The following is a 24,864-nucleotide window of genomic DNA, read 5'->3' as shown; positions in this document are numbered from 1 at the left end:
GCCGGATGGGACGATTCGTGCCATCCGGCTTGCGCCGCATGGCGGCGCGCGGGCTTTAGAACGTGTGCTTGATGCCGATCATCGTGCCCAGCTGGTTGCCGCCGGGCTTGGGGTTGGAGCCCGTCTGGGCGCCGCTGACCGACTGGGCGAGCTGGCCGCCGTTGTCGATGAAGCCGGCCGTGGCATACACGGAGGTGCGCTTGGAGAAGGCGTAGGTACCACGCAGCGCGTACAGCATCGCTTTGTTGTCGCTGTTGTGAAACTTGAGGTAGTAGACCTGGCCGGCCAGCGTGAACGCGGGCGTGATGTCATACGCCAGGCCGGCGTACCAGAGGTCGCTGCGCGGCGTCGGGCTGCCATCGTTGTCGCGGCGGATCACGCCCAGGCCCATCTTGGTCTTGGACAGCAGCACATAGCCGTTGAGCGAGAGCCGGTCGTCCGACTGGTTGCTCCTGGACAGGCCGCCGAATGCTCCGGGTCCGCCGCGCAGCGAGTCATAGGCCGCTGCCACGCCCCACCACTTGTTGTCGTATTGGAGCAATGCCGACCATTCGCGGCAAGCCTTTGAGTCGGCCGGGTTTTCGCCTGCGCAATTGGTGCCGGCCGGGCTCGGGCCCGCATTCACCGTATCGCGGCCAAAGCTGTAGGTGGCGCCCAGCGTGAAACCGCCAAACGTGCCCTTGTAGGAAACGGCGTTGTCGGCGCGCGCGTTCGGCAGATAGCTGTCGAGGGAGCCCGAGCCGTACACGTTGGGGCCGAGGATGTCCGGGTCCAATGTGGCCCAGAACAGCATGGTGTACTGGCGGCCCAGGGCCACCTGGCCCCAGGGGCCGGAGAGGCCCACCAAGGCTTGCCTGCCGAACAGCCGGCCGCCCTGGTTGGACGTGCCAGAGTCAGGCGCGAAACCGGATTCGAGCACGAACAGGCTCTTGAGGCCGCCGCCCAGGTCCTCCGTGCCGCGGATGCCCCAACGTGACGGCACCGTCCCGGTCAGGGTGTTCATGCGGAACACGTTGTCCTTTGCTGCGCCAATATTGTTCACGTACTCGACGCCGGTATCGACCACGCCGTACAGCGTCACCGTCGATTGGGCCGAGGCCAGCAGGGGTACCGTGGCTGCAAGCGCAGCCAGCGCAATCCGTCCAAGTTTCATTGATCGATTCCTCTTCCTTGTCCACCGTATTGTTTCGTTGGCGTCGCCATGCTTCGCCAGACCATTACCCGGTCCGGATGGGTGCATCTCTGGTTGTGCACGTTCCGGCTTTTTGTTTTATATGTGAAACATCAGATTACATAAGAAACAACGAGCAAAATATAGCCGTTCGTTTCCGGAAAAACATGGGCGGGAAATCCCTAGTGATGTGGAGACGCGACGAGATAGCGCCGCATAAGCGGCATCCGCGGCACAGCGGTGCACAAGAACGGTGCGATGGTTCGGTAGGGCAAGACTCCGCCGCGCGCCACGAACCGCACGGCCGCTGGGACCGGCGATAGCCGGCGTGCCGGGGCATGTCCGCCTGCACCAAAACGTGACAGCGCCTCGGTTTACGGAAGTTTTTTTGCGAGGGGTTAACCCTGATCAATTTCCGGCAGCAGGCGGTCTATATTTCCTAGGTTTTATTCGCAAACTACGGTTTCATATATGGAACAAAATGACCCATCCCGGGCAATCCAGCCTGCGGCAGCGCTGCTGCGGGCGCTCGACACCGGCTTTACGGAGCGGCGAGTGGCTACCGGCAGCGACGGCGCGCAAATCGCTTACCGTCGCGGCGGAAGCCACGGGCCGGTCGTGGTGCTGTTGCATGGCATCAGTTCCGGCGCGGCTTCCTGGTTGCCATGCGCGAGCCTGCTGGCGGCCGATGCCCGTGTGATTGCGTGGGATGCACCCGGTTATGGCAATTCGCAAGCGTTGCAAACCGCTGCGCCCACGGCAGCCGACTACGCCCGGAGCCTGGCGGGGCTGCTGCGCGCACTGGACGTGCGGCCCGATGTGATCGTCGGCCATTCGCTCGGCGCGTTGATGGCGGCCGCCTACGTGGCGCAAGCCGGCCCGGCGCAGCTTCCCGGACAACTGCTGCTGCTCAGCCCGGCCCAGGGCTACGGCGGCCCCGGCAAGGCTGAAAAGGCAAAAGAGGTGGCCCGCCAGCGGCTCGACGCACTTGCGGCAGTTGGGGTGGAGGGCCTGGCCGAGCGTGGTCCGGGCCGCCTGCTGAGCGCCGCGGCCGACGCCGATGCGCAGGCCTGGGTGCGCTGGAATATGCGCCGCCTGGACCCGGACGGCTACCGGCAAGCCGTGGCGATGCTGTGCGGAGACGATATCGGCGACTACCTTGCGCGCCGGGACCCGGGCGTCAGTGCGCGGGTCGGCTGTGGTGCACTGGATATCGTGACGCCGCCGCCAGGATGCGCGGCGCTGGCGGAACGCTTCGCCCTGCCGTTCGAACTGGTGCCCGATGCCGGTCATGCCTGCTATGTGGAGCAGGCAGGCTCTGTCGCCCGCTGGATTCGCAGCGCGCTCGCCTGACACGTCCACCGGGCGCGGAAACGGCTGCGCGCAGCCGCGCCGCGCCCTTCCGCACCGTTTTTCCCAGCCCGCTTCCGGCGTGCTTCCGGCCGGTCCCCGGCCCCGTGCCCAGTCCCAAGTGGCATCGGCTTATCTCCAGGGTAAACCCCACTCTATTTTTAAAGTTTCGTTGCCTATAGTGGTGTCTGTGTTCAATATTTAAATCAGCGTTTTATAGGTGGAACAAAACGCTAGATCAGCGGACTGGCAACAAGGTCAAAGGAGCAGCGCAATGGAGAACCTCGCATACAACCCGAACCTGGCGCCCTGGGAGCGTCCGGCGCCGAACAATGTCGCCGGCAAGGGCCACATCGAGCAGCCCGGCAAGGTGGCCAATATCGTGTGGCAGACCCGCGCCGCCGCCCCCACCGCTTATGAAGACGCGCTCGGCGATGCCTTGGAGGCCGCATTCGAGGGCGGTGCCAGGAGCCCGGCGGACATCGTGCGAGCGTTCAACGACGCTGGCCTGCTGGGCGCGGATGGCCTGGCCTGGACCGAAGAGCGCTTCCTCGCCGAAATGCGCCGTCTGGGCGCCTGAGAGGCTGAAGCCAAGAGGCAGTTCAAGAACATCAACGCGATTGCGTCATGACGGGCGGCGAAACAAGGCATGCCCTTCCGAGATAGCGATCCGATCCGGTACCCGCAAGAGAGCAAACAATGGAATCGAACAAGCAAGCGCGTGCTGAGGCGCGCCTGAACGCCGGCCTGCATAACTACTGGTATCCGGTATCGGCCGCGTGGGCGGTCACGCATGCACCGATCGGCATTACGCGCCTGGGCCAGGACATCGTGCTGTGGCGCGACGGCGCCGGCCAAGTGCACGCGCTGGAAGACCGCTGCCCGCACCGCGGCGCGCGCCTGTCGATGGGCTGGAACCTCGGCGACCGCGTGGCCTGCTGGTACCACGGCGTGGAAGTCGGCGGCGACGGCCAGGTCAAGAGCGTGCCGGCCGTGGACAACTGCCCGCTCGAAGGCAAGACCTGCGTGCGCAGCTACCCCGTGCGGGAAAAGGCCGGCGCCATCTTCCTGTGGTTCGGCGAGCGCGCTCCGGTGGAAGGCGAGGGCGGTGCCGATGCGCTGCGCCTGCCGGAAGAACTGGAGAGCGACGAGCACAGCAACTTCCTGTGCGTGGCGCACTGGGACTGCAACTACCGCTACGCCATCGACAACGTCATGGACCCGATGCACGGCGCCTACCTGCATGCGGTGTCGCACTCGATGGCCTCGGGTGAAAAGCAGGCCGTGATGGCCGTGCGCGAAACCGATACCGGCCTGGTATTCGAGAAGACCGGCCAGCGCGGCGTGAACTTCGACTGGGTGGAATTCGGCGAGACCGGCACCCTGTGGCTGCGCCTGGCGATTCCCTACCGCGCCAAGGTGGGCCCCGGCGGCCCGTTCGGCATCGTCGGCATCGCCACGCCGGTCGACGAGGAGCACTGCATGGTGTTCTTCTGGCGTACCCGCCACGTGCAGGGCTGGGAGCGCGATGTCTGGCGCTTCCTGTACCGCAACCGCCTGGAAGGCTTGCACTGGGACGTGCTGGAGCAGGACCGCGTGGTGCTGGAGATGATGGCGCCGAACGCGCGCGAACATGAAACGCTGTACCAGCATGATGTGGGCATCACGCGCGTGCGCCGCCTGCTGCGCCGCCGTGCCGACCAGGAAGTCGCCGACGAGCCGGTCGCCATGCTGAAGCCCGTGGGCGGGGTGGCGAGCCATGCCTGAGATCGACCGCAACAACCTGCTGGCCGGCCGCCGCGTGCTGGTGACCGGCGCGGCGCGCGGGCTGGGCCTGGCCTTTGCCACCGCGATCGCCGAAGCCGGCGCCGCCGTCGCGATGGCCGACATCCTCGCCGATCGCTTGCACGAGGAAGCCGCCGCGTTGCAGGCCCGTGGCCTGACGGCGCTGCCGCTCGCGCTTGACCTCGGCAACCCCGAATCGGTGACGGCCTGCGCCGCCGCCGCCGTGGCCGGGCTTGGCGGCCTGGACGGGCTCGTCAACAACGCCGCGGTCACCGACTCCGGCGGCCGCGACGCCAGTGCCATCGACATCGCCACCTGGGACCGCGTGATGAACATCAACGTGCGCGGCACCTGGTTGATGACCACGGCCTGCCTGCCGGCACTGCGCGCCTCGCGCCGCGGCGCCATCGTCAACCTCGCGTCGGACACGCCGCTGTGGGGCGCGCCCAACCTGCTGGCTTACGTGGCCAGCAAGAGCGCCATCATCGGCATGACCCGTTCGCTGGCGCGCGAGCTGGGCGACGCCCAGGTCACTGTCAATGCCATCGCACCGGGGCTGACCATGGTGGAGGCGACGGAATACGTGCCCCAGAAGAGGCGCGACCTGTATCGCGAGCAACGCGCGATTTCCCGCGAGCAGCTACCCGAGGATGTTTCCGGGGCCGTGCTGTTCGCACTATCCGATCTGTCCCGCTTCGTGACGGGCCAGACGCTGGCCGTCAACGGCGGCTTCGTCATGCACTGAGTCAACAAGGAATCCAAATGAGCGATCTTTCCCAACAAGACAACATCAAGCGTTCCTGGGAGCAGCCGTCCGGCGCTTCCTTCGACCAGTGGATGGAGACCCGCGTCGCGCGCTTCTCCACCCGCCGCTACGACTGGGACGCTCTCAAGTTCCAGGCTGACTACGATCCCAAGTACCGCCGTGCGCAGATGCGTTACCTCGGCACCGGCGGCACCGGCGTGGCCACCGACACCAATACCGTGCCGTCCGAGAATTTCACCTTCTCGACCATGATCATCCCGGCCGGCCACGAAGGCCCGTCGCACCTGCACACGGATGTGGAAGAAGTCTTCTTCGTCATGCGCGGCAAGATCAAGCTGATCCTGGAAAAGGACGGCGAGCGTTACGAAACCATCCTGACCGACCGCGATCTGGTCTCGGTGCCCCCCGGCGTGTACCGCGAGGAAATCAACATCGGCGAGGAAGACGCGCTGATGTGCGTGATGCTCGGCGCCAAGAAGCCGATCACGCCGACGTACCCGCCCGAGCATCCGCTCACCAAGGTCAAGCGCTGAAAAGCGAAAAACCGGCGCGCCAAAGCAACCGCGGCCGTGCGCCGGACCCAGTGGAACACGAACCTCTCATGACTCAAGAACGCCTTCCGGAAGACAGCCAGGACAAGTACATCGTGCCCGGACTGGAACGCGGCCTGCGCCTGCTGGCCGAGTTCAGCCGCCGCGACCGTACCTTGTCGGCGGCCGACCTGGCGCGCCGGCTCAAGGTGCCCCGCTCCACGGTGTTCCGGCTGCTGGCCACGCTGGAGATGATGGGTTTTGTCGAACGCACCGACGGCGGCCGCGACTACCGCCTCGGCATGGCGGTGCTGCGCCTGGGCTTCGAGTACCTGGCTTCGCTGGAACTCACCGAGCTGGGACGCCCGCTGCTGGATCGCCTGCGCGACGACATCCGTTACCCGTGCAACCTGGTGGTGCGCGACGGCCGCTCGATTGTCTATGTGGCCAAGTCGGTGGCGCCCACGCCGTTCAGCAGTTCCGTCACCGTGGGGACCCGCCTGCCGGCGCACGCCACCGTGCTCGGACGCGTGCTGCTCGAAGACCTGACGCTGGCTGAGCTGCGCCAGCTCTATCCGGAGCCGCGCCTGGAAGCGTTCTCGCCCAGCACGCCGGCCACGGTCGAGGAACTGTTCGAGATGGTGCAGCGCGACCGCGAGCGTGGCGTGGTGCTGCAGGAAGCGTTCTTCGAGGCCAGCATCTCGACCATCGCGGCACCGGTGCGGGATCGTACCTGCAAGGTGGTGGCGGCGCTGGGCGTGACCATCCCGGCCTCGCGCATCGATCCGGAGCAACTGGACATGATGGAAGACAAAGTCAGAGACACCGCGGGCGAGCTGTCCCGCCTGCTGGACTACCGGCCGCGTGAGCACGGCAAGGTGGTCAACCTGTATCGGGAGTGAGGACGATGTCCATGATTGAACTCGACGGCAAGGTTGCCGTCGTCACGGGTGGATCCTCGGGCATCGGCCTGGCCACCGTCGAACAACTGCTGGAAGCGCGCGCCGCCGTGGCGCTGTGCGGTCGCAACGAAGCGCGGCTGCGCGAAGCGGAAAGCCAACTGCGCGCACGCTTCCCCGATGCCCGCCTGTACGCCGCCGCCTGCGACGTGCTGGATCCCGCGCAGGTAGCCGCCTTTGCCGCCGCCAGCGAGGCCGCGCTCGGCCCGGCCGACATGCTGGTCAATAACGCAGGGCAAGGCCGCGTTTCCACGTTCGCGAACACCGAGGACGCTGCATGGCTCGAAGAGCTGCAACTCAAGTTCTTCTCGGTGATCCATGCCACGCGCGCGTTCCTTGCCCAGCTGGAGCGCTCGGACAGCGCGGCCATCGTCTGCGTGAACTCGCTGCTGGCCGTGCAGCCGGAGCCGCATATGGTGGCGACGTCCGCGGCGCGTGCCGGCGTGCATAACCTGGTGCGCTCGCTGGCAACCGAATTCGCCCCCAAGGGCATCCGCGTCAACGGCATCCTGCTCGGCCTGGTCGAGTCGGGCCAGTGGCGCCGGCGCTTCGAAGCGCGCCCGGAATCCGAGCGCGATCTCGACTGGGCCGCGTGGACCGCGCGCCTGGCGCAGCAAAAGCATATTCAACTTGGCCGTCTTGGCCTGCCGCAGGAAGCTGCGCGCGCGATCCTGTTCCTTGCCTCGCCGTTGTCTTCGTACACCACGGGCAGCCACATCGATATTTCCGGAGGACTTTCCCGTCATGCGTAACGAACAGCAACAAGTCACGGTGGGCTACGCCATCGCCGCCTTCCTCGAACAATGCGGCGTCAAGGCTGCGTTCGGCGTCATCTCGATCCACAACATGCCCATCCTCGACGCGATGGGCGAGCGCGGCAAGATCCGCTTCGTCCCCGCGCGCGGCGAAGCGGGCGGCACCAATATGGCCGACGCCTGTGCCCGCACCACGGGTGGCCTGGGTGTGTGCCTGACCAGCACCGGCACCGCTGCCGGCAATGCCGCCGGCGCCATGGTGGAAGCGCTCACAGCCGGCACGCCGCTGCTGCACCTGACCGGCCAGATCGAAACGCCGTACTTGGACCAGAGCCTGGCTTACATCCACGAAGCACCGGACCAGCTCACCATGCTGAAGGCCATCTCGAAGGCCGCGTTCCGCATCCGCAGCGCGGATACCGCGCTCAGCACGATCAAGCTCGCCGTGCAGACCGCGCTGACCGCGCCGAGCGGTCCCGTCAGCGTGGAAATCCCCATCGACATCCAGGCCGCGCTGATCCCGATGCCGACCGACCTGCGCCCGCTGGCCGTGCCCACGCATGTGCCCTCGGCCCATGCGCTGGACGAACTGGCCGAGCGCCTGTCCCAGGCCAAGCGCCCGCTGCTGTGGCTGGGCGGCGGCGCGCGCCACGCCGGCGCGCAGGTCAAGCGCCTGCTGGCGCTGGGCTTCGGTGTGGTCACGAGCACGCAGGGTCGCGGCATCGTGGCGGAAGACGATCCGCGTTCGCTTGGCGCCTTCAACCTGCACAAGCCGGTGGAGCAGTTCTATCAAAGCTGCGACGCCATGCTGGTGGTGGGCTCGCGCCTGCGCGGCAATGAAACGCTGAAGTACGAACTGAAGCTGCCGCGCCCGCTGTTCCGCGTGGACGCCGATGCCTCCGCCGAAGGCCGCTGCTACCAGAGCGACTACTTCGCCAGCGGCGATGCGGCGCTGGCGCTCGACGGACTGGCCGACCGCCTGGAAGGCAAGCTGAAGGTCGATCCGAATTTCGCCGCCGACCTGCGCGCTGCGCATGAGGCCGCCATGAACGGCCTGATCGACGGCCTGGGCCCGTACTCGGCACTGGTGGAGGCGCTACAGGGCGCGGTAGGCCGCAACTTCAACTGGGTGCGCGACGTTACCGTCTCCAACAGCACCTGGGGCAACCGCCAGCTGCGCATCTTCGACTCCCGCGCCGGCGTGCATGCGCTGGGCGGCGGCATCGGCCAGGGCCTGGCGATGGGCATCGGCGCGGCAGTGGGCGCGGCGGTGACTTCATCGGGCAAGAAGACCTTCTGCCTGGCCGGCGACGGCGGCTTCATCCTGAACCTGGGCGAACTCGCCACCGCGGTGCAGGAACGCGCCGATGTGGTCTTCGTGCTGATGAACGACAAAGGCTACGGCGTGATCAAGAACATCCAGGACGCGCAGTACGGCGGCCGCCGCCACTACGTGGACCTGCATACGCCTGATTACGCGCAACTGTCGCAATCGCTGGCGCTGCGCCATCGCCGCGTCAGCAACCTGGCGGATGTCGGCGCCGCCCTGGACGAGGCGACCGCCGAACAAGGTCCGTTCCTGCTGGAGATCGACATGCTGTCCATCGGTACCTTCAAGACCGCATTCGCCGGCCCGCCGGTCAACAAGGAAGCCGACGCCGAGAAGACCGCGCGCGCGGCCGAACACAGCACCGTGACTGTCTGAGGGAGACGCAACATGCTGCACGTGTCGATGGTGGGGTGCGGAGCGATCGGGCTCGGCGTGCTCGAACTGCTCAAGAGCGATCCGGATGTCGTGTTCGACGTGGTGGTGGTGCCGGAAGCCCAGATGGACCAGGCCCGCCACGCCGTCTCCGCGCTGGCGCCGCGGGCGCGCGTCGCCACCAGCCTGAGCCAGGCCGACGGACGGCCCGACCTGCTGGTGGAATGCGCCGGTCACCATGCGCTGGAAGAGCACATCGTGCCGGCGCTGGAGCGCGGCATCGCCTGCATGGTGGTGTCGGTGGGCGCGCTGTCGGCGCCGGGCCTGGCGGAACGGCTGGAAGCGGCGGCACGGCGCGGCGGCACCCAGGTGCAGCTGCTGTCCGGCGCGATCGGCGCCATCGATGCGCTGGCGGCAGCGCGCGTGGGCGGCCTCGATGCGGTGGTCTATACCGGGCGCAAGCCGCCTGGCGCGTGGAAGGATACGCCGGCGGAAGCGCTGTTCGATCTCGATGCGCTGACCGAAGCCACGGTGATCTTCGAAGGCACCGCCCGCGAAGCGGCGCGCCTCTATCCCAAGAACGCCAATGTGGCCGCCACGCTGTCGATGGCCGGGCTCGGGCTGGATCACACGCAGGTGAGGCTGCTGGCCGATCCGGGCGTGGACGAGAACGTGCACCATGTGGAAGCGCGCGGCGCTTTCGGCGGTTTCGAGCTGACCATGCGCGGCAAGCCGCTGGCGGCCAATCCCAAGACCTCGGCGCTGACGGTGTTCAGCGTGGTGCGTGCGCTGGGCAACCGTGCCCACGCCATGTCGATTTAAGCAGCGCAGCAAGGCAATCATCATGAAGCAAGAGATTCTCCCCATCTGTATCGCAGGCCAGTGGCGCCTGGGCGGCGGCGAGCGCTACGCCACGCGCTACCCGGCCACCGGCGAAGTCGTCGCGGAACTGAACGCGGCCAGCCTGGACGACGTGGAAGAGGCCGTGCAGGGTGCGCATCGCGCGTTCCTCACCAGCGGCTGGGCCCAGCGCAAGCCGCACGAGCGCGCAGCCGTGCTGCATCGCGTGGCCGACCTGATCCGCGCGCGCGCCGAGCCCCTCGCCCAGCGCCAGCGCCTGGACAACGGCAAGCCCATCAGCGAGACGCGTGCGCTGGTCGCCAGCGCCGCGGGCACCTTCCAGTTCTTCGCCGCGGCTTGCGAGACGCTGGAGGAGACGCTCACGCCCGCGCGTGGTGACTTTCTCACCATGAGCGTGCATGAAGCCATGGGCGTGGTGGCGGCGATCACACCGTGGAACTCGCCCATCGCCAGCGAGGCGCAGAAGCTGGCGCCGGCGCTGGCAGCCGGCAACGCGGTGGTGATCAAGCCCGCCGAGATCACGCCGCTGATGGCGCTCGAACTGGCGGCCATCTGCGAAGAAGCCGGCGTGCCCAAGGGCCTCATCAGCGTGCTGCCCGGCAAGGGCTCGGTGATCGGCGACGCCATTACCAAGCACCCGCTGGTGCGCCGCGTGTCATTCACGGGCGGCACCACCACGGGACGCCATATCGCGCATATCGCCGCCGACAAGATGATGCCGGTGTCGCTGGAACTGGGCGGCAAGTCGCCGACGATGGTGTTCGAGGACGCGGACCTGGATCATGCCGTCAACGGTGTGCTGTACGGCATCTTCAGTTCCTCGGGCGAATCGTGCATCGCGGGCTCGCGCCTGTTCGTGGCACGTTCCTTGTATGAGCCTTTCATGGACCGCCTGGCCGAGGGCGCGGCGCGCCTGCGCGTGGGCGATCCGGCCGACGAGCGCACCCAGATGGGGCCGCTGATCAGCGACCGCCACCGCGACTCGATCGAATCGTATGTGGCGCTGGGCGTATCCGAAGGCGGCCAGTTGCGCACGGGTGGCATCCGCCCGGCGGTGGCGGGCTGCGAGAACGGCTACTTCTACACGCCCACCATCATCGAAGGGCTGGATAACAGCGCCCGCGTGTGCCAGGAGGAAATCTTCGGGCCGGTGCTGGTGGCGATGGCCTTCGACGACGAGGACGACCTGATCGCGCAGGCCAACGACAGCGTGTACGCGCTGGCGGCCGGTGTGTGGACGCGCGACTACAAGCGTGCATGGCGCTTTGCGCGCGCGGTGCAGGCGGGCAACGTGTGGATCAATACGTACAAGCAGTTCTCGATCTCGACGCCGTTTGGCGGCTGGCGCGACAGCGGCCTGGGCCGGGAGAAGGGGAGGCTGGGCATCCTGCAGTACATGGAGCAGAAGAGCGTGTACTGGGGCATGCATGAACAACCGCTGCCGTGGGCTAACTAAGTGAGCACGACGAAATTGGACGCTGCACAAGCGACACAGCAGGAGAGGGTAATGAACACGATTCTGGGCATCGACGAAATCGTCTACGGTGCCGACGACCTGGACGCCTGCCGGCGCTTCTTCGCCGACTGGGGCCTCACGCTGGTGCGCGAGGACGAGGGCGGGCTGGATTTCGAGACGCTGAACGGCTGCCGCGTGCTGGTGCGCCGCACCGACGACCCCGCGCTGCCGGTGGCGATGGAAGACGGCCCGACGCTGCGCGAAGTGGTGTGGGGCGTGGACACGCAGGCCGCGCTGGACAAGATCGCGGATGCCATTCGCGCCGAGCCAGGCTTTGTCAGCTCGGGAGAGCACGGTATGCAGGGCGAGCAAGGCGAGCGCGTGGGCTGCACCGATCCCAACGGCCTGGCCGTGCGCTTCCAGCTGACCCGCAAGCGCGACGTCGAGGTCGAATGCGCCACGATGAACACCTGGAACGACAAGCCGCGCCTGAACCAGCGCAGCCCGATCTACGAGCGTGCCACGCCGATCGAGGTGGGGCACGTGGTGTTCTTCGTCAAGGACGTGGCGGCGACCGAGCGCTTCTACACCGAGAAGCTGGGCTTCGTGCCGTCGGACCACTATCCCGGCCGTGGCGCCTTCCTGCGCTGCGCGCCGGACGGCGGCCACCACGACCTGTTCCTGCTGCAGTTGCCGCAGGCCAAGAGCGGCCTGAACCACGTGGCCTTCACCGTGCGCGATATCCATGAAGTATTCGGCGGCGGCCTGCATGTGTCGCGCAGCGGCTGGGACACGCAGCTCGGCCCGGGCCGGCATCCRATTTCCTCGGCTTACTTTTGGTACTTCAAGAATCCGGCCGGCGGCCTGATCGAGTACTACGCGGACGAGGACCAGCTGGACGCCGGATGGGAGCCGCGCGATTTCGAACCGGGTCCCACCATGTTCGCGGAATGGGCGGTGGAAGGCGGCCTGGACGGTAATACCCGCCGGCAGAAGAACGCGGGCGGCCCGCAGGGCAAGTTCCTGACCGAGAAGCGCTGAATACGGTGTGGCAGGCAGCGTAGCAATACAGGCAGCAAGGCGATACGAAGCAATACGAAGCGACACATAGCGATACAAAGCAACACAAGGAAGTGCCATGAGTACCAGCCAATCCCTTACCCTGCGCGTGCAGGCCATGCGCTTCGAAGCGCGCGGCATTGTCAGCGTGGAGTTGCGCGACCCGGAAGGGCGCGAGTTGCCGGCGTACGCGCCCGGCGCGCATATCGACCTGCATCTGGGCAATGGCCTGGTGCGCAGCTACTCGCTGTGCGGCGCGCCGGAAGTGCGCGACCGCTACGTGGTGGGGGTGTTGCTCGACCGCGCCAGCCGCGGCGGCTCGCGCTATGTGCACGAGCAACTGCGCGTGGGCAGCACGCTTGCCGTGGCGGTGCCCCGCAACCACTTCGCGCTGGAAGAGGGCGCGGCCCACACGGTGCTGGTGGCGGGCGGGATCGGTGTGACGCCCATCGTCTGCATGGCGCGGCGGCTGCATGAACTGGGGCGCTCCTTCACACTGCTCTACTGCGCGCGGTCTCGCGCGGAAGCGGCTTTCGCGGACGAGCTGGCCGCCTATGGCGACGCGGTGCGCATGCACTTCGACGACGAGGCGGGCAGCCCGCCGGACCTGTCCGCGCTGCTGGCGGGGCAAGCGGCCAGCACGCACTTCTACTGCTGCGGCCCCGGCCCGATGCTGAATGCCTTCGAAGCCGCCTGCGCCGGACACGGCTATGCCGAAGTGCATATCGAACGCTTTGCGGCAGACCCGTCGGTGGCGGCCGTGCAGGAAGGCGAGTACACCGTGGCGCTGGCAAGCACGGGCAGCGAGCTGAAAGTGCCGGCAGGCAAGTCCTTGCTGGATGCCTTGCTCGAAGCGGGCATCGCCGTCGAGCACAGCTGCAAGGAAGGCGTGTGCGGCTCGTGTGAAACGCGCGTGCTGGAAGGCATTCCAGAACACCGCGACGGCGTGCTCAGCAAGAGCGAACGCGAATCGAACCAGACCATGATGGTGTGCGTGTCGGGTTGCAAGGGCAAGCGCCTGGTGCTGGACCTCTGAGCGACCTCCAAGCGCTACCGCGCGCCGCATCGGATGCGGCGGCGGCGGTGGTGGCCAGCGCGGGGTAAATCCCGCGATGCGCCAGCGCGAGGCGGCTGCGTGCCTCGGATACTTTTGAAGAGAAACACCGTGTTGATCCAGAGACAAGAGGCCCCGTTCGCCGATGCGAACGCCGAGGGCGTGGCGACCCCATCCAGCAACATCGCGGCAGACGGCGGCGCGAATCGCGCGGCCGGCGCGCCGGCCACGGCCACGCGCGGCGAGATCATCGCGCGTATCGAGCGGCTGCCCAGCAACGGCATGCATGTCCGGGCCCGGTTGCTGATCGGCCTGGCCACGTTCTTCGACGGCTTTGATGTGATCGCGATTGCGGCCACGCTGCCGCTGCTGATCTCGATGTGGTCGCTCACGCCGGCCCAGGTCGGCTTCCTGATCGCGGCGCCGTCGGTGGGGCAACTGATTGGCGCGCTGCTGTTCCCCTATCTCGCCGAGCGCTTTGGCCGGCTGCATTCGATTGGCTGGAGCGCCGGCATCATCGGGCTGATGAGCATTGCCTGCGGCTTCGCGCCATCATTCGAAATCTTCGCCTTGCTGCGCATCGTGCAGGGCCTCGGGCTTGGCGGCGAATTGCCGGTGGCCGCCACCTATATCAACGAGGTCACGCGCGCGCACGGGCGCGGGCGCTTCGTGCTGCTGTACGAGGTGGTGTTCCCGATCGGCCTGCTGATCTCCAATGCCGTAGGCGCGTGGCTGGTGCCGAAGTTCGGCTGGACCGTCATGTACTTCATCGGCGGCGCCCCTGTCATTCTCTTCTTCATCCTGCGCCGGGCCATTCCGGAGTCGCCGCGCTGGCTGGCGGAGAAGGGCCGGTTGGAGGAAGCCGACCGCGCGCTGCAGGCCTTCGAGGCGCGCGCCAAGGGGCCGCTGGCGCCGCTGGGCGATGTGTCCGCCTACGATGCGATGACCCACAAGCACCCGCGCCGCAGCGTGAAGGACCTGCTGGGCAAGGCCTATATCGGGCGCACGCTGGCGGTGTGGATGCTGTGGGCCACCTGTGGCTTTATCCAGTATGGGTTATCGACCTGGCTGCCGACGATCTACAAGACCGTGTATCACGCGCCGCTGCAACTGGCGCTGAATCTCGCCGCCGGCGCATCAGTGCTGGGCGTGGTGGGCTCGCTGGTCTGCGCGATGATCGTCGACAAGGTGGGCCGCAAGCCGGTGATCAACGTCTCGTTTGTCCTGTGCGCGTTGTCGCTTGCGCTGGCCGGCGTGTTCCATGCGGAGTCGGTGTATGTGGTGGCAGGCCTGTGCGCGCTGGCCCTTGGCTTCCTGGCCAGCGGCTTTATCACGGCCTACGTGTACACGCCGGAACTGTATCCCACCAGCATTCGCGCGATGGGCTGCGGTTTCGGGGGCGCCTGGCTGAAACTGGCGGCGATCTTCGCGCCGACGCTGGTCGCCAATACGATCGGCACGGGCAACCTCAGCAGCGCGTTCTATGCGCTCGCGCTGGTGCCGTTCCTGGCCGCGCTGACGATTCACTTCCTTGGCATCGAAACCAAGGGCAAGGTCCTCGAGCAACTCGAGGCCTGAAGCGAGCGGTGCGAGGCCGCGGGCGCTCGGCACGCCAGCGAATGCGCGGCCTGGCTGCGGGAATACCTGAAGGGCTAGGGTCCGCGCACCGGTCTGGTGATTGAAGTGCTGGAGGATCGACGCCGGGCGTGTTATATCGGTCAGTCGCGGGATGGCGCGCCGGGGTCGGGGCGCGGGGCCCGCATCGGGCGGGGCCCGGCCCAAAGCCGGTACCATATAGCAACGCCAAAGCACTTCATTCGCAGAGATATCACCATGACAGACGCTGTCGAGCCAACCGATCTCCAGGACAAGTACATCGTGCCGGGACTTGAACGCGGCCTGCGCTTGCTGGGCGAGTTCAGCCGCAACGAGAAGACCTTGTCCGCGGCCGAACTGGCTCGCAGGCTCCAGGTCCCGCGCTCCACGGTGTTCCGCCTGCTGACCACGCTGGAGATGATGGGCTTTGTCGAGCGCACCGACGGCGGCCGCGAGTTCCGGCTCGGCATGGCGGTGCTGCGCCTCGGCTTCGATTATCTCGCTTCGCTGGAGCTGACCGAGCTGGGCCGCCCGCTGCTGGACCGGCTGCGCGACGAAATCAATTACCCCTGCAACCTCGTGGTGCGCGACGGCCGCTCCATTGTCTATGTGGCCAAGTCCGTGGCGCCCACGCCGTTCGCCAGTTCGGTCAATGTCGGCACCCGCCTGCCGGCGCACGCGACCGTGCTCGGCCGCGTGCTGCTTGAAGACCTGACATTGGAGGCGTTGCGCGAACTCTATCCCGAGCCGCAACTGGAAGTCTTCTCGGACAGCACACCCAAGACCGTGGAGGCCCTGTTCGACATGGTTCAGCGCGACCGCCAGCGCGGCTATGTGCTGCAGGAGGGTTTTTTCGAAACCAGCATCTCGACCATTGCCGCACCGGTGCGCGACCGCAGCGGCAAGGTGGTGGCGGCGCTTGGGGCTACCATCCCGGCTTCGCGGATCGATCCGGAGCGGCTGGATACGATGGTGGAGCAGGTGAGGGGGGCCGCGGCGGAGTTGTCGCGGTTGCTGGACTATCGGCCGCCGATGGGTGGCGTGGTGGCGAATTTCTAAGGTGCCGGGCGAGCGGCGCGAATTCCTGCAGGCCCATCCTGTCCCGCTGGTGGACGGGCGCGGCCAGGCAGGACGATCAGGGAACCCCGGGAAGCGAAATGGCTGAGAAGGTTGGCGGTTGGATTCTAGTGGGGAGCGAAGGCGGTTACCGCCGGCTTGCGCGATACGCAATCGAAGATGAGGGCTCGCTGAATATCCGCTTCGTCCGTGCCGGCACCGTTCAGGAAGGCGCGGGCGCCGATTCTGACCGGATCGGGCAGCCGAAAACCAGGAAGTTGTCGTATCACGCCACCGGGCAAGTCCACCTGGACCACCGGCCCGGCGAAAGCGTCTTCATGGAGCCCTTGAGCCGTATCACCGGCCTGAATCTCTTCGCGGTCTATCGTGTCCCGTCGGCAGGGCGGCTTGATGAGCATGATGAGGCCTTGGGCCCCTCGGACCTGGTGCTGGCTTGTCCTGAGCAGTCCGTCCCGACGCAGTTCCTCTTTGGGATAGGTCCTTGCACCGCGAGCGCTCCCGGCACTTGGGGGAGCATCAGATTGGAAGGCTTGTTTACGCTCAGCGTTGCAATGGCCCCAGAGGCGCCCGACTATCCTGAGCACCTGAAGATTTACTTCTCCATATTCCTGTGGAAGGGCTTGTTTGAGCAACTGCCAATCCAGGAAGATCAGGCCTGCGCGGAGTTCCACCGGAAACTGGATGCCTCGCAAGGATTGACCGTCTTTCCGGCCACGTCCGATACCGCGAAGGGCGGTGGCTGAGGCGGCGGCGCGCGTTGTTGCCGTGCTGGATATCTTCCACAGGAGGCCCTCCCGTCGCCATCCCTCTGGACCGAGGGCCTCTCTAGTGAGCCATTAGCCCTGCGTCAGCGTTTCCAGGCTATCGGCGCGGAGGCGGAGCAGGCGGCCACCTTGCCGGACCAGCTCCTGGTGGTAGTGACCTTGACTAGCTGTTCGTTGACCGGCTCGATCGGCCGTTGCCGGCGCTCGGCCAGGCTGTTGGCTACGCTGGCAAGCGCTGCCTTGCACGCCGCATCGGCCGAGCTGGATCGCACGATGAACTGCGAATAGCGATAGTTGACTATCAGGGTGAAGCCGTCTGGAACGTATTCAACCGTGTATTCGGTGTCCATGTCATACGTCGACATCTGTCGGCCAGCAGATGGCGCGGGCGTGGTCGTAGTGCATGCCGCCGATATCAGGCAGGCTACCGCTGCCAGCACCTTCTTGTATTGCACGGCATGATCTCCAAGGATTTCATTGCAGGAAGCGCGGCGCATCTTGGCTTGTGTACGAGTCTGGGGCTGGATGGTACCAAGGAATGACGGTGGAGGAATCCGGATGGCCATGGTCCCGGCGCCTTCCCGCAGTGGCCGCCGCCGCTTGGGCAATGGACGGAATCGGGGGAGTCGCAGAATCGGGCGCCCACCTGGGTTCGACGGCATCTTCAATGCAAGGTGTCGCGATGGCTTCGGCGGAAATTTTTTCACCCAAAGAAAAAAGGACTTGGGCTGTCGCCGCAAGTCCTTCATTCCTCACCGAATTTTGGTGGGTGGTACAGGGATTGAACCTGTGACCCCTGCCGTGTGAAGGCAGTGCTCTACCGCTGAGCTAACCACCCCTGCTGCTGCGTTGTTGCTGCTGTGCTGCAGAGAAACAAGATTATGTCAGCACGCTTGTATCTTGTAAAGCCCTTTCTGGAGATTTCTGCAAAAAATCGCTTCTGGCTTTCCTGGCAGGCTCACGCGGCTTCAGCCGCGGGCGCATCTTCCTGCCACACCACCTTGCCGCCGCTCGCCTTGTCCAGTTGCTTGAGCACGGCCAGGTGCGCGGTGGTCTCTTCCTCGCTGGCCATCAGCACCGGCAGGTCCAGGCGCGAGAGGTCAGTGGATGCCACGGCGTCGCTCTGCGAGCCGCCGCCGTCAAGCATATCGATGACCAGCGAGTTCTGGCCGCGCGTCATCGCGAGGTAGACCTCGGCCAGCAGTTCCGCATCGAGCAGTGCGCCGTGCAGGGTGCGGTGCGAATTGCTGATGCCGAGGCGGTCGCACAGCGCATCGAGCGAATTGCGCTTGCCGGGGAACATCTGGCGCGCTTCGCGCAGGGTGTCGATCACATTGCCCGCGTGCTCGCGGAACGGGGGCAGCCCGACCAGCTTGAATTCCATGTCGAGGAAGCCAAGGTCGAAGGGCGCGTTGTGAATGATCAGTTCGGCGTCCTGGATGAAATCCCGGATCTCGTGTACCACTTCCGCGAACTTGGGCTTGTCGGCCAGGAATTCGACGGTGATGCCGTGCACCGCGATCGCGCCTTCGTCGATATCGCGTTCCGGGTTGACGTAGAAGTGCAGGTGCCTGCCCGTGAGGCGGCGGTTGAGCAGCTCCACGCAGCCGATTTCAATCAGGCGGTCGCCGGTGGCGGCGCTAAGGCCGGTGGTTTCGGTGTCGAGAACGATCTGTCGCATGGCGGGCATTCTAACCGGAGGGGCGGGGCAGGCGGCCGTCGGGGCCTGTCCTTAACCCTTGAGCGACTCCACGCCGCGGTTGGCGAGGGCGTCGGCGCGTTCGTTGCCCGGATGGCCGTTGTGGCCGCGCACCCAGTGCCAGGAGATATCGTGCTGCTGCGCGAGCTTGTCCATTTCCTGCCAGAGGTCGGCGTTTTTCACCGGTTTCTTGTCGGCGGTCTTCCAGCCGCGTGCCTTCCAGCCCGGCAACCATTCGCCGATGCCTTTCTGCACGTACTGGGAGTCGGTGTAGACCTTGATCCGGCACGGCCGCTTGAGCGCGCGCAGGGCTTCGATCACGGCGGTCATTTCCATGCGGTTGTTGGTGGTCAGGGGCTCGCCGCCGAACAGTTCTTTTTCGTTGCTGCCGGAGACCAGCACAGCGCCCCAGCCGCCGCGGCCAGGGTTGCCTTTGCAGGCGCCGTCAGAGTAGATGATGACGTCTTCGATTTCGTTGGGTTGCATTGCGTTGTCGCTAAGGTTGGCACGGCAATGGCGCGCGGTGCCGACCGGGGTGATTGGGTGTGCGCCGGTGGCGCTCAATGCTCGTCGCCGGGCGCCTTGCCGTGGGTGCCCGTGGGCGAGGCCACCGGCGCGGCGACGGGTGACAGTGCCGTCTTGGGACTCTTCCAGGCGGGGCCGACCAGGCGGATATTGCGCACGCGCTTGACCGCCGAAATCATATAGACTGAGCCGAAGATCGGCCACCAGCGGTCGCCGGCCTTTTCCATGAAGGCGGTGCGCTGCAGCCAGCGCTCTGTGTGGTAGGGCGGGCAATAGCAGCCAAACCGGCCGCGGATGATATCGAAACCCAGCAGTTTGAGCCAGTCCTTGATCCGCACGAAACCGATCGACTGGCTGTCGTTGGGCAGGAAAGGATCGGCGCCCAGCCGCTTGAGGCCCTGGCGCGCGCCCCACAGGCTCATGGGGTTGAAGCAGGTCACCACGACGCGGCCTTCGGGCATCAGCACGCGCGATACTTCGCGCAACACCTCGTGGGGATCTTCCGAAAATTCCAGGATATGGGGCAGGGTGATCAGATCGATACTTTGCGTTTCGAACGGCAATTCGTCGAAGCGGCACAGCAGCTGGCGGGCGTCGGCCTGGGCGCGTGGGCCATGGGGGCCGCTGCCGGGAGCCAGCGCCAGTGCGGAGAACGGCATGCGGTTTTCGCGCAGCGTGTCAATGTGCGGCAGGCCAAGCTGCACCGCGTGGTAGCCGAAGATATCCACGACGGTCCGGTCGTACTGACCCTGCTCCCACTGGAGCATGTATTGCCCGGGAGGCGAGGCAAGCCAGTCTTCCCAATTTATAATCGGACGCTTGGACATAGGAGCACGCATGTTGAAGGTGGAGCCGATTCCCGCATTCCAGGATAACTATATCTGGGCTATCCACGACGGTCACTGCGCCGCCGTGGTGGACCCGGGCGAAGCCGCGCCGGTCGAGGCTTTCCTGGCACGCGCGGGGCTGGTGCTGGGCGCTATTGTAATCACCCATCACCATGGCGATCACCAGGGCGGGGTGGCCGAGCTGCTGGCGGCGCATCCGGTGGCGCCGGATGGCACGCCATTGCCCGTGATCGGGCCGGCCGGCGAACGCATCGGCGGGCGTACCGTGGCCGTGCGCGAAGGCGACACCGTGGAGGTGGCCCATCCCGCGCTGCAACTCAAGGTGCTCGACGTACCGGGTCACACCGCCGGTCACGTTGCCTACGTGGCGGATCTGCCCGGCGCCGGTCCGGCCGTGTTCTGCGGCGATACGCTGTTCGCCAGCGGATGCGGGCGGCTGTTCGAGGGTTCGCCGGCGCAGATGCTGGCCTCGCTGGACAAGCTGGCGGCGCTGCCCGGCGCCACCCGCGTGTTTTGCGCCCACGAGTACACGCGTAGCAATGTGCGCTTTGCGCGGGCGGTGGAGCCGGACAATGCCGCGCTGGCAGCCTGGGAGGCGCGTGTGGATGCATTGCGTGCCGCGGGCACGCCGACCGTACCGACCACGGTTGCGCAGGAGCGGGAGGTCAATCCCTTCCTGCGTTCGCGCGAACCTTCGGTACGCCTGGCGGTGGCCGCCCATGCGGGTGGCCCGGCAGCCAACGACGCGGCGGCCTTCGGCGCGCTGCGTGGCTGGAAAGACAATTTCCGCTGATTCCTTATTGCCATATGCCGGCGTGGCGGACCCGCCAGCCGTTGACCCCGCAAGCCGGGAGGGCGATTTCCGTGTACCCGTTATGTTCCTGGCGGCGCTGCCCTGGCGCCGCCGCAGGGAAAATTTCATTGACGCGAAAGCCGCTTTTTCTTAGCATCAGGCAAATTTTTAGCGTCACGATTTGAGAACTTAATGAAAATTGGTCGATTACTGGCGGTGGTTGCGTGTGCCGCGCTGCTCGCAGCGTGTGCCGGCACGCCAACTCCGCCCGGCGCCGCCGATGGCGTCAGCACGACCGCCTCCGCTTCCAAACCTGCGTATTCGAAGCCCGATCCGCTCAATTCGATCAACAGCGCGGCCGTGATCAACCTGGACCGCGACAGCCTCGACTGGCTGCGCGGCCCGTCAAGCGACATCTGGGACCGTATCCGCCGCGGATTCGGCATGCCGGACCTGGAAGGCACGCTGGTTGACGATCGCACGCAGTGGTACGCGCAGCGGCCGGAATACATGGAACGGATGGTCGCGCGCTCGAGCCGCTACCTCTATCACATCGTCGAGGAACTGGAACGCCGCAAGATGCCCACGGAGCTGGCGTTGTTGCCCTTCGTGGAAAGCGCCTTCAACCCGCAGGCCGAGTCCACCGCCAAGGCGGCCGGCATGTGGCAGTTCATTCCGAGCACCGGCAAGAGCTACAACCTGAAGCAGAACATGTTCCGCGACGAGCGGCGCGATGTGCTGGCGTCGACCGACGCGGCGCTGGATTACCTGCAGCGGCTGTACGACATGTTCGGCGACTGGCAACTGGCGCTGGCGGCGTATAACTGGGGCGAGGGCGCGGTTTCCAGGGCCATCGCGCGCAATCAGGCGCGCGGGCTGCCGACGGACTACGCCAGCCTGAGCATGCCCAACGAAACGCGCTACTACGTGCCCAAGCTGCAGGCGGTCAAGAACATCATTGCCAACCCCCAGATGTACGGGGTGAAGCTGCCCGATATTCCCGACCACCCGTACTTCGTCACGGTGACCACATCGCGCGATATCGACGTCTCGCTGGCGGCCAAGCTCGCCAATATGCCGCTCGACGAGTTCAAGGCGCTGAACCCGTCCTTCAACCGGCCGGTGATCCTCGGCGCGGCGAATCCGCAGATCCTGCTGCCGTTCGATAACGCCGAGCGCTTCCAGTACAACCTCAATACCTACCGGGGCGGCCTGTCGAGCTGGACGGCGGTGACGGTGGACAACCGCGAGCGCATCGAGGCGCTCGCGGCGCGGCTGAATATCGACGCGGACACCATTCGCGAGATCAACCGCATTCCCAAGGGCATGCGGCTGAAGGCCGGCTCCACCGTGGTGGTGCCGCGCTCGGAGAGCCACGGCCAGGATATCAGCGCCACGCTGGCGGAAAGCGCCATGATGGCTGTCGAGCCGGATGTGCCGGACGCGCGCCGCGTGGTGGTGCGCGCGGGGCGGCGCGACACGGTGGTTTCGCTGGCGCATCGCTACGGCGTGTCGGCCGGGCAGGTGCAATCCTGGAACAAGCTTTCCGGCACCAAGCTGGTGGCGGGGCAGAGCCTGGTGTTGATGGTGCCCGCGCGTTCGGCGGCCCGTTTCGCCAGTGCCACCGACACGCCGCCCACTGCGTCCGCCCTGGCGCCGGTTCGCGGCGAGCCGGTGCAGGCAACCGCCAAGGGCCGCGCGGCGGGCCGTCAGCGTGTGACGGTGGAGGCGGCCCCGCGCAAGGCTGCTGCCGGCGCCGGCAGGACGGCCAAAGCCGCTCCGGCGGTCCCGGCAGCCAAGGCCGGCGCCAAACCGTCCGCGAAGCCAGCCGGCAAGGCTGCCGCGGCGCCTGCCAAGACCAAGGCGCACGCGCGCTGACCGGGCTCGGGCCAACGGGTTCGAGCCAGCAAGTTTGAGCCAGATCAAGGGCGTGCCAATGGCACGCCCTTTTGCTTGGTGCGGTGCGTCAGCGGTAAGCGTTGCGTAAGCCGGCGTACCCAGACTGCAGGTACCGGTGGGCTGGCTTGGCTGCGGCAAGCCAGCCGCCATGCGCCTGGAATGGTGGCAAACTAACGGGCGACAGCAGACAGCATCAGGCGGTTCGCCCGGCCAAGACAAACTGCATATGGACAACCCGCATTCAAGCGGAGGAGACAAGCCATGACGGCTACCCGTGCCCTGCACGCACGCTCAGTGAGCGATCCCGAAGGTTTCTGGGCCGAACAGGCTCGCCGCATCGACTGGGAAACCCCGTTCGAGACCGTGCTGGACGATAGCCGTCCACCATTTACCCGGTGGTTCGTTGGCGGGCGCACCAATCTCTGCCACAACGCCGTCGACCGTCACCTGGCGGCGCGCGCGGACCAGCCCGCGCTGATCTACGTGTCGACCGAAACCGGCCAGCATCGCACTTACAGCTACGCCGAACTGCATGACGAGGTCAACCGCATGGCCGCGATCCTGCAGCAGATGGGCGTGGCCAAGGGCGACCGCGTGCTGATCTATATGCCGATGATTCCCGAGGCCGCCTTTGCCATGCTGGCGTGCACGCGGATCGGCGCCATTCACTCGGTGGTGTTTGGCGGCTTCGCCTCGGTCAGTCTGGCCGCGCGCATCGACGACGCGCAGCCGCGTGTGATCGTCAGCGCGGACTCCGGCTCGCGCGCGGGCAAGGTGGTGCCCTACAAGCCGCTGCTCGACGAGGCGGTGACGCTGGCCGCGCACAAGCCCGAACGCGTGCTGCTGGTGGATCGCCAGCTCGCGCCGATGGCGCTCACGCCCGGCCGCGACGAAGACTACGCAGCCTGGCGCGAGCGCGTGGGCGCGGCGCGCGTGCCGTGCGTCTGGCTCGAATCGAGCGAGCCATCCTACGTGCTCTACACCTCGGGCACCACCGGAAAACCAAAAGGCGTACAGCGCGACACCGGCGGCTACGCGGTCGCGCTGGCCACCTCGATGGATTACATCTTCTGCGGCAAGGCTGGCGACACCATGTTCTCCAGCTCCGATATCGGCTGGGTGGTGGGGCACAGCTACATTGTGTACGGGCCGCTGCTGGCCGGCATGGCCACGCTGATGTACGAAGGTACGCCGGTGCGCCCGGACGGCGGCATCCTGTGGCAACTGGTCGAGCAGTACCGCGTGAACATCATGTTCAGCGCGCCCACCGCCATTCGCGTGCTGAAGAAGCAGGACCCGGCCTGGCTCACGCGCTACGACCTCTCCAGCCTGCGCCTGCTGTTCCTGGCCGGCGAGCCGCTCGACGAACCCACCGCCAGCTGGATCCAGCAGGGCATTGGCAAGCCGGTGGTGGACAACTACTGGCAGACCGAGACGGGCTGGCCGATCATCGCCATCCAGCGCGGTATCGATCCGTTGCCGGCCAAGCTGGGGTCGCCCGGCGTGCCGGTCTATGGCTACGACCTGAAGATCGTCGATGAAGCCACCGGCGCCGAATGCGCGCCGGGGCAGAAAGGCGTGGTCGCCATCGACGGGCCGTTGCCGCCGGGGTGCATGACCACGGTGTGGGGCGACGATGAACGCTTCGTCAAGACCTATTGGTCCGGCGTGCCGGGCCGCCGCTGCTATTCGACGTTCGACTGGGGTGTGCAGGACGAGGACGGCTATATCTTTATCCTGGGCCGCACCGACGACGTGATCAATGTGGCGGGCCACAGGCTGGGCACGCGCGAGATCGAGGAGAGCATCTCGTCGCATCCGGCGGTGGCTGAGGTGGCGGTGGTGGGCGTGCACGATGCGCTGAAGGGGCAGGTGGCGATGGCGTTCGTGATCGCGCGCGACGCGGGCCGCATCGAAACCCAGGCCGACCGGCTGGCGCTGGAAGGCGACGTGATGAAGACCGTGGACCGGCAACTGGGCGCGGTGGCGCGCCCGGCGCGCGTGTTCTTCGTCAATGCGCTGCCCAAGACCCGCTCCGGCAAGCTGCTGCGCCGCGCCATGCAGGCGGTGGCGGAAGGCCGCAACCCCGGCGATCTCACCACGATCGAAGATCCCACCGCGCTGGCGCAACTCCAGGCGGCGATGCAAGGCTGACGGCTGTCCAGGCCGCCGCGCGCCGGAGGGCGAGCGGCGGCAGAGGCATGTTTAGGGCTTG

23 protein-coding genes and 1 tRNA gene are annotated in these 24,864 nt (G+C 66.5%); 18 read left to right on the top strand and 6 right to left on the bottom strand.

Features of this window, described 5'->3' with window-relative positions:
- Positions 1–55 precede the first annotated feature (55 nt).
- A complete protein-coding gene (locus AC1DT6_RS21570; RefSeq protein WP_441627516.1) occupies positions 56–1,153 on the bottom strand; it encodes a porin in 1,098 nt (365 codons plus the stop codon).
- Between the two features lie 489 nt (positions 1,154–1,642).
- Between AC1DT6_RS21570 and AC1DT6_RS21565 the strand changes: the two genes are divergently transcribed.
- The 15 genes from AC1DT6_RS21565 (at position 1,643) to AC1DT6_RS21495 (ending at position 16,864) form a co-directional block, all read left to right on the top strand.
- Positions 1,643–2,524, top strand: a complete 882-nt coding sequence (locus AC1DT6_RS21565; protein ID WP_441627514.1) for an alpha/beta fold hydrolase — start codon at positions 1,643–1,645, stop codon at positions 2,522–2,524.
- 271 nt (positions 2,525–2,795) lie between these two features.
- Positions 2,796–3,101 carry a recombinase-like helix-turn-helix domain-containing protein gene (locus AC1DT6_RS21560; protein ID WP_441627512.1) on the top strand — a complete coding sequence of 102 codons (306 nt, stop codon included), beginning with the start codon at positions 2,796–2,798 and terminating at the stop codon, positions 3,099–3,101.
- Between the two features lie 119 nt (positions 3,102–3,220).
- Complete coding sequence (locus AC1DT6_RS21555) at positions 3,221–4,288, top strand: Rieske 2Fe-2S domain-containing protein (RefSeq protein ID WP_441627510.1); 1,068 nt, start codon at positions 3,221–3,223, stop codon at positions 4,286–4,288.
- On the top strand, positions 4,281–5,051 hold the full coding sequence (locus tag AC1DT6_RS21550; protein ID WP_441627508.1) for an SDR family oxidoreductase: 771 nt from the start codon (positions 4,281–4,283) through the stop codon (positions 5,049–5,051). Before AC1DT6_RS21555 ends, AC1DT6_RS21550 begins: the two co-directional genes overlap by 8 nt.
- A 17-nt stretch (positions 5,052–5,068) precedes the next feature.
- Positions 5,069–5,605: a cupin domain-containing protein gene (locus AC1DT6_RS21545; RefSeq protein ID WP_035860623.1), complete on the top strand. Its 537-nt coding sequence runs from the start codon at positions 5,069–5,071 to the stop codon at positions 5,603–5,605.
- A gap of 68 nt (positions 5,606–5,673) precedes the next feature.
- Positions 5,674–6,504, top strand: a complete 831-nt coding sequence (locus AC1DT6_RS21540; protein WP_441627505.1) for an IclR family transcriptional regulator — start codon at positions 5,674–5,676, stop codon at positions 6,502–6,504.
- Between the two features lie 5 nt (positions 6,505–6,509).
- Entirely contained in the window at positions 6,510–7,313 is an 804-nt protein-coding gene (locus AC1DT6_RS21535; RefSeq protein ID WP_045238404.1) for an SDR family oxidoreductase, read from the top strand.
- The gene (locus AC1DT6_RS21530; protein WP_477103533.1) at positions 7,306–9,021 is read left to right on the top strand and encodes a thiamine pyrophosphate-binding protein; all 1,716 of its coding nucleotides are present in this window, start codon (positions 7,306–7,308) and stop codon (positions 9,019–9,021) included. Before AC1DT6_RS21535 ends, AC1DT6_RS21530 begins: the two co-directional genes overlap by 8 nt.
- A 12-nt stretch (positions 9,022–9,033) precedes the next feature.
- Positions 9,034–9,840 (top strand): aspartate dehydrogenase, encoded by an 807-nt coding sequence (locus AC1DT6_RS21525; protein ID WP_441627501.1) that lies wholly within the window; start codon positions 9,034–9,036, stop codon positions 9,838–9,840.
- Between the two features lie 22 nt (positions 9,841–9,862).
- Entirely contained in the window at positions 9,863–11,335 is a 1,473-nt protein-coding gene (locus tag AC1DT6_RS21520) for an aldehyde dehydrogenase (protein WP_441627499.1), read from the top strand.
- Positions 11,336–11,386: 51 nt separating this feature from the next.
- Positions 11,387–12,376: a VOC family protein gene (locus tag AC1DT6_RS21515; RefSeq protein WP_441627497.1), complete on the top strand. Its 990-nt coding sequence runs from the start codon at positions 11,387–11,389 to the stop codon at positions 12,374–12,376.
- A 97-nt stretch (positions 12,377–12,473) separates the two neighbouring features.
- Positions 12,474–13,430, top strand: coding sequence for a PDR/VanB family oxidoreductase (locus tag AC1DT6_RS21510; RefSeq protein WP_276287907.1), 957 nt, complete (start codon positions 12,474–12,476; stop codon positions 13,428–13,430).
- Between the two features lie 300 nt (positions 13,431–13,730).
- Entirely contained in the window at positions 13,731–15,026 is a 1,296-nt protein-coding gene (locus tag AC1DT6_RS21505; RefSeq protein WP_441627542.1) for an MFS transporter, read from the top strand.
- Positions 15,027–15,281: 255 nt separating this feature from the next.
- Positions 15,282–16,103 (top strand): IclR family transcriptional regulator, encoded by an 822-nt coding sequence (locus AC1DT6_RS21500; RefSeq protein ID WP_441627493.1) that lies wholly within the window; start codon positions 15,282–15,284, stop codon positions 16,101–16,103.
- A gap of 98 nt (positions 16,104–16,201) precedes the next feature.
- A complete protein-coding gene (locus AC1DT6_RS21495; RefSeq protein WP_441627491.1) occupies positions 16,202–16,864 on the top strand; it encodes a hypothetical protein in 663 nt (220 codons plus the stop codon).
- A gap of 104 nt (positions 16,865–16,968) precedes the next feature.
- Here AC1DT6_RS21495 and AC1DT6_RS21490 read toward each other — a convergent pair whose 3' ends face one another.
- From AC1DT6_RS21490 to AC1DT6_RS21470, 5 genes are all read right to left on the bottom strand, one after another.
- Positions 16,969–17,340 (bottom strand): hypothetical protein, encoded by a 372-nt coding sequence (locus AC1DT6_RS21490; protein WP_441627489.1) that lies wholly within the window; start codon positions 17,338–17,340, stop codon positions 16,969–16,971.
- 308 nt (positions 17,341–17,648) lie between these two features.
- Positions 17,649–17,723, bottom strand: a tRNA-Val gene (locus AC1DT6_RS21485).
- A 120-nt stretch (positions 17,724–17,843) separates the two neighbouring features.
- Complete coding sequence (dnaQ, locus tag AC1DT6_RS21480) at positions 17,844–18,566, bottom strand: DNA polymerase III subunit epsilon (RefSeq protein ID WP_441627487.1); 723 nt, start codon at positions 18,564–18,566, stop codon at positions 17,844–17,846.
- A gap of 51 nt (positions 18,567–18,617) precedes the next feature.
- Entirely contained in the window at positions 18,618–19,055 is a 438-nt protein-coding gene (gene rnhA, locus AC1DT6_RS21475; RefSeq protein WP_441627540.1) for a ribonuclease HI, read from the bottom strand.
- 89 nt (positions 19,056–19,144) lie between these two features.
- Positions 19,145–19,936 carry a class I SAM-dependent methyltransferase gene (locus tag AC1DT6_RS21470; RefSeq protein WP_035860582.1) on the bottom strand — a complete coding sequence of 264 codons (792 nt, stop codon included), beginning with the start codon at positions 19,934–19,936 and terminating at the stop codon, positions 19,145–19,147.
- A 10-nt stretch (positions 19,937–19,946) separates the two neighbouring features.
- On the opposite strand from AC1DT6_RS21470, the gene gloB reads away from it, so the two are divergent.
- From gloB to AC1DT6_RS21455, 3 genes are all read left to right on the top strand, one after another.
- Positions 19,947–20,750 (top strand): hydroxyacylglutathione hydrolase, encoded by an 804-nt coding sequence (gloB, locus tag AC1DT6_RS21465; RefSeq protein WP_441627484.1) that lies wholly within the window; start codon positions 19,947–19,949, stop codon positions 20,748–20,750.
- A gap of 192 nt (positions 20,751–20,942) precedes the next feature.
- Positions 20,943–22,628: a transglycosylase SLT domain-containing protein gene (locus AC1DT6_RS21460; RefSeq protein ID WP_477111528.1), complete on the top strand. Its 1,686-nt coding sequence runs from the start codon at positions 20,943–20,945 to the stop codon at positions 22,626–22,628.
- Positions 22,629–22,910: 282 nt separating this feature from the next.
- Positions 22,911–24,803, top strand: coding sequence for a propionate--CoA ligase (locus AC1DT6_RS21455; RefSeq protein WP_441627480.1), 1,893 nt, complete (start codon positions 22,911–22,913; stop codon positions 24,801–24,803).
- Positions 24,804–24,864: the final 61 nt, after the last annotated feature.

Source organism: Cupriavidus sp. 01L45 (assembly GCF_056399885.1).
This window is presented reverse-complemented; position numbering and strand designations above follow the sequence as displayed.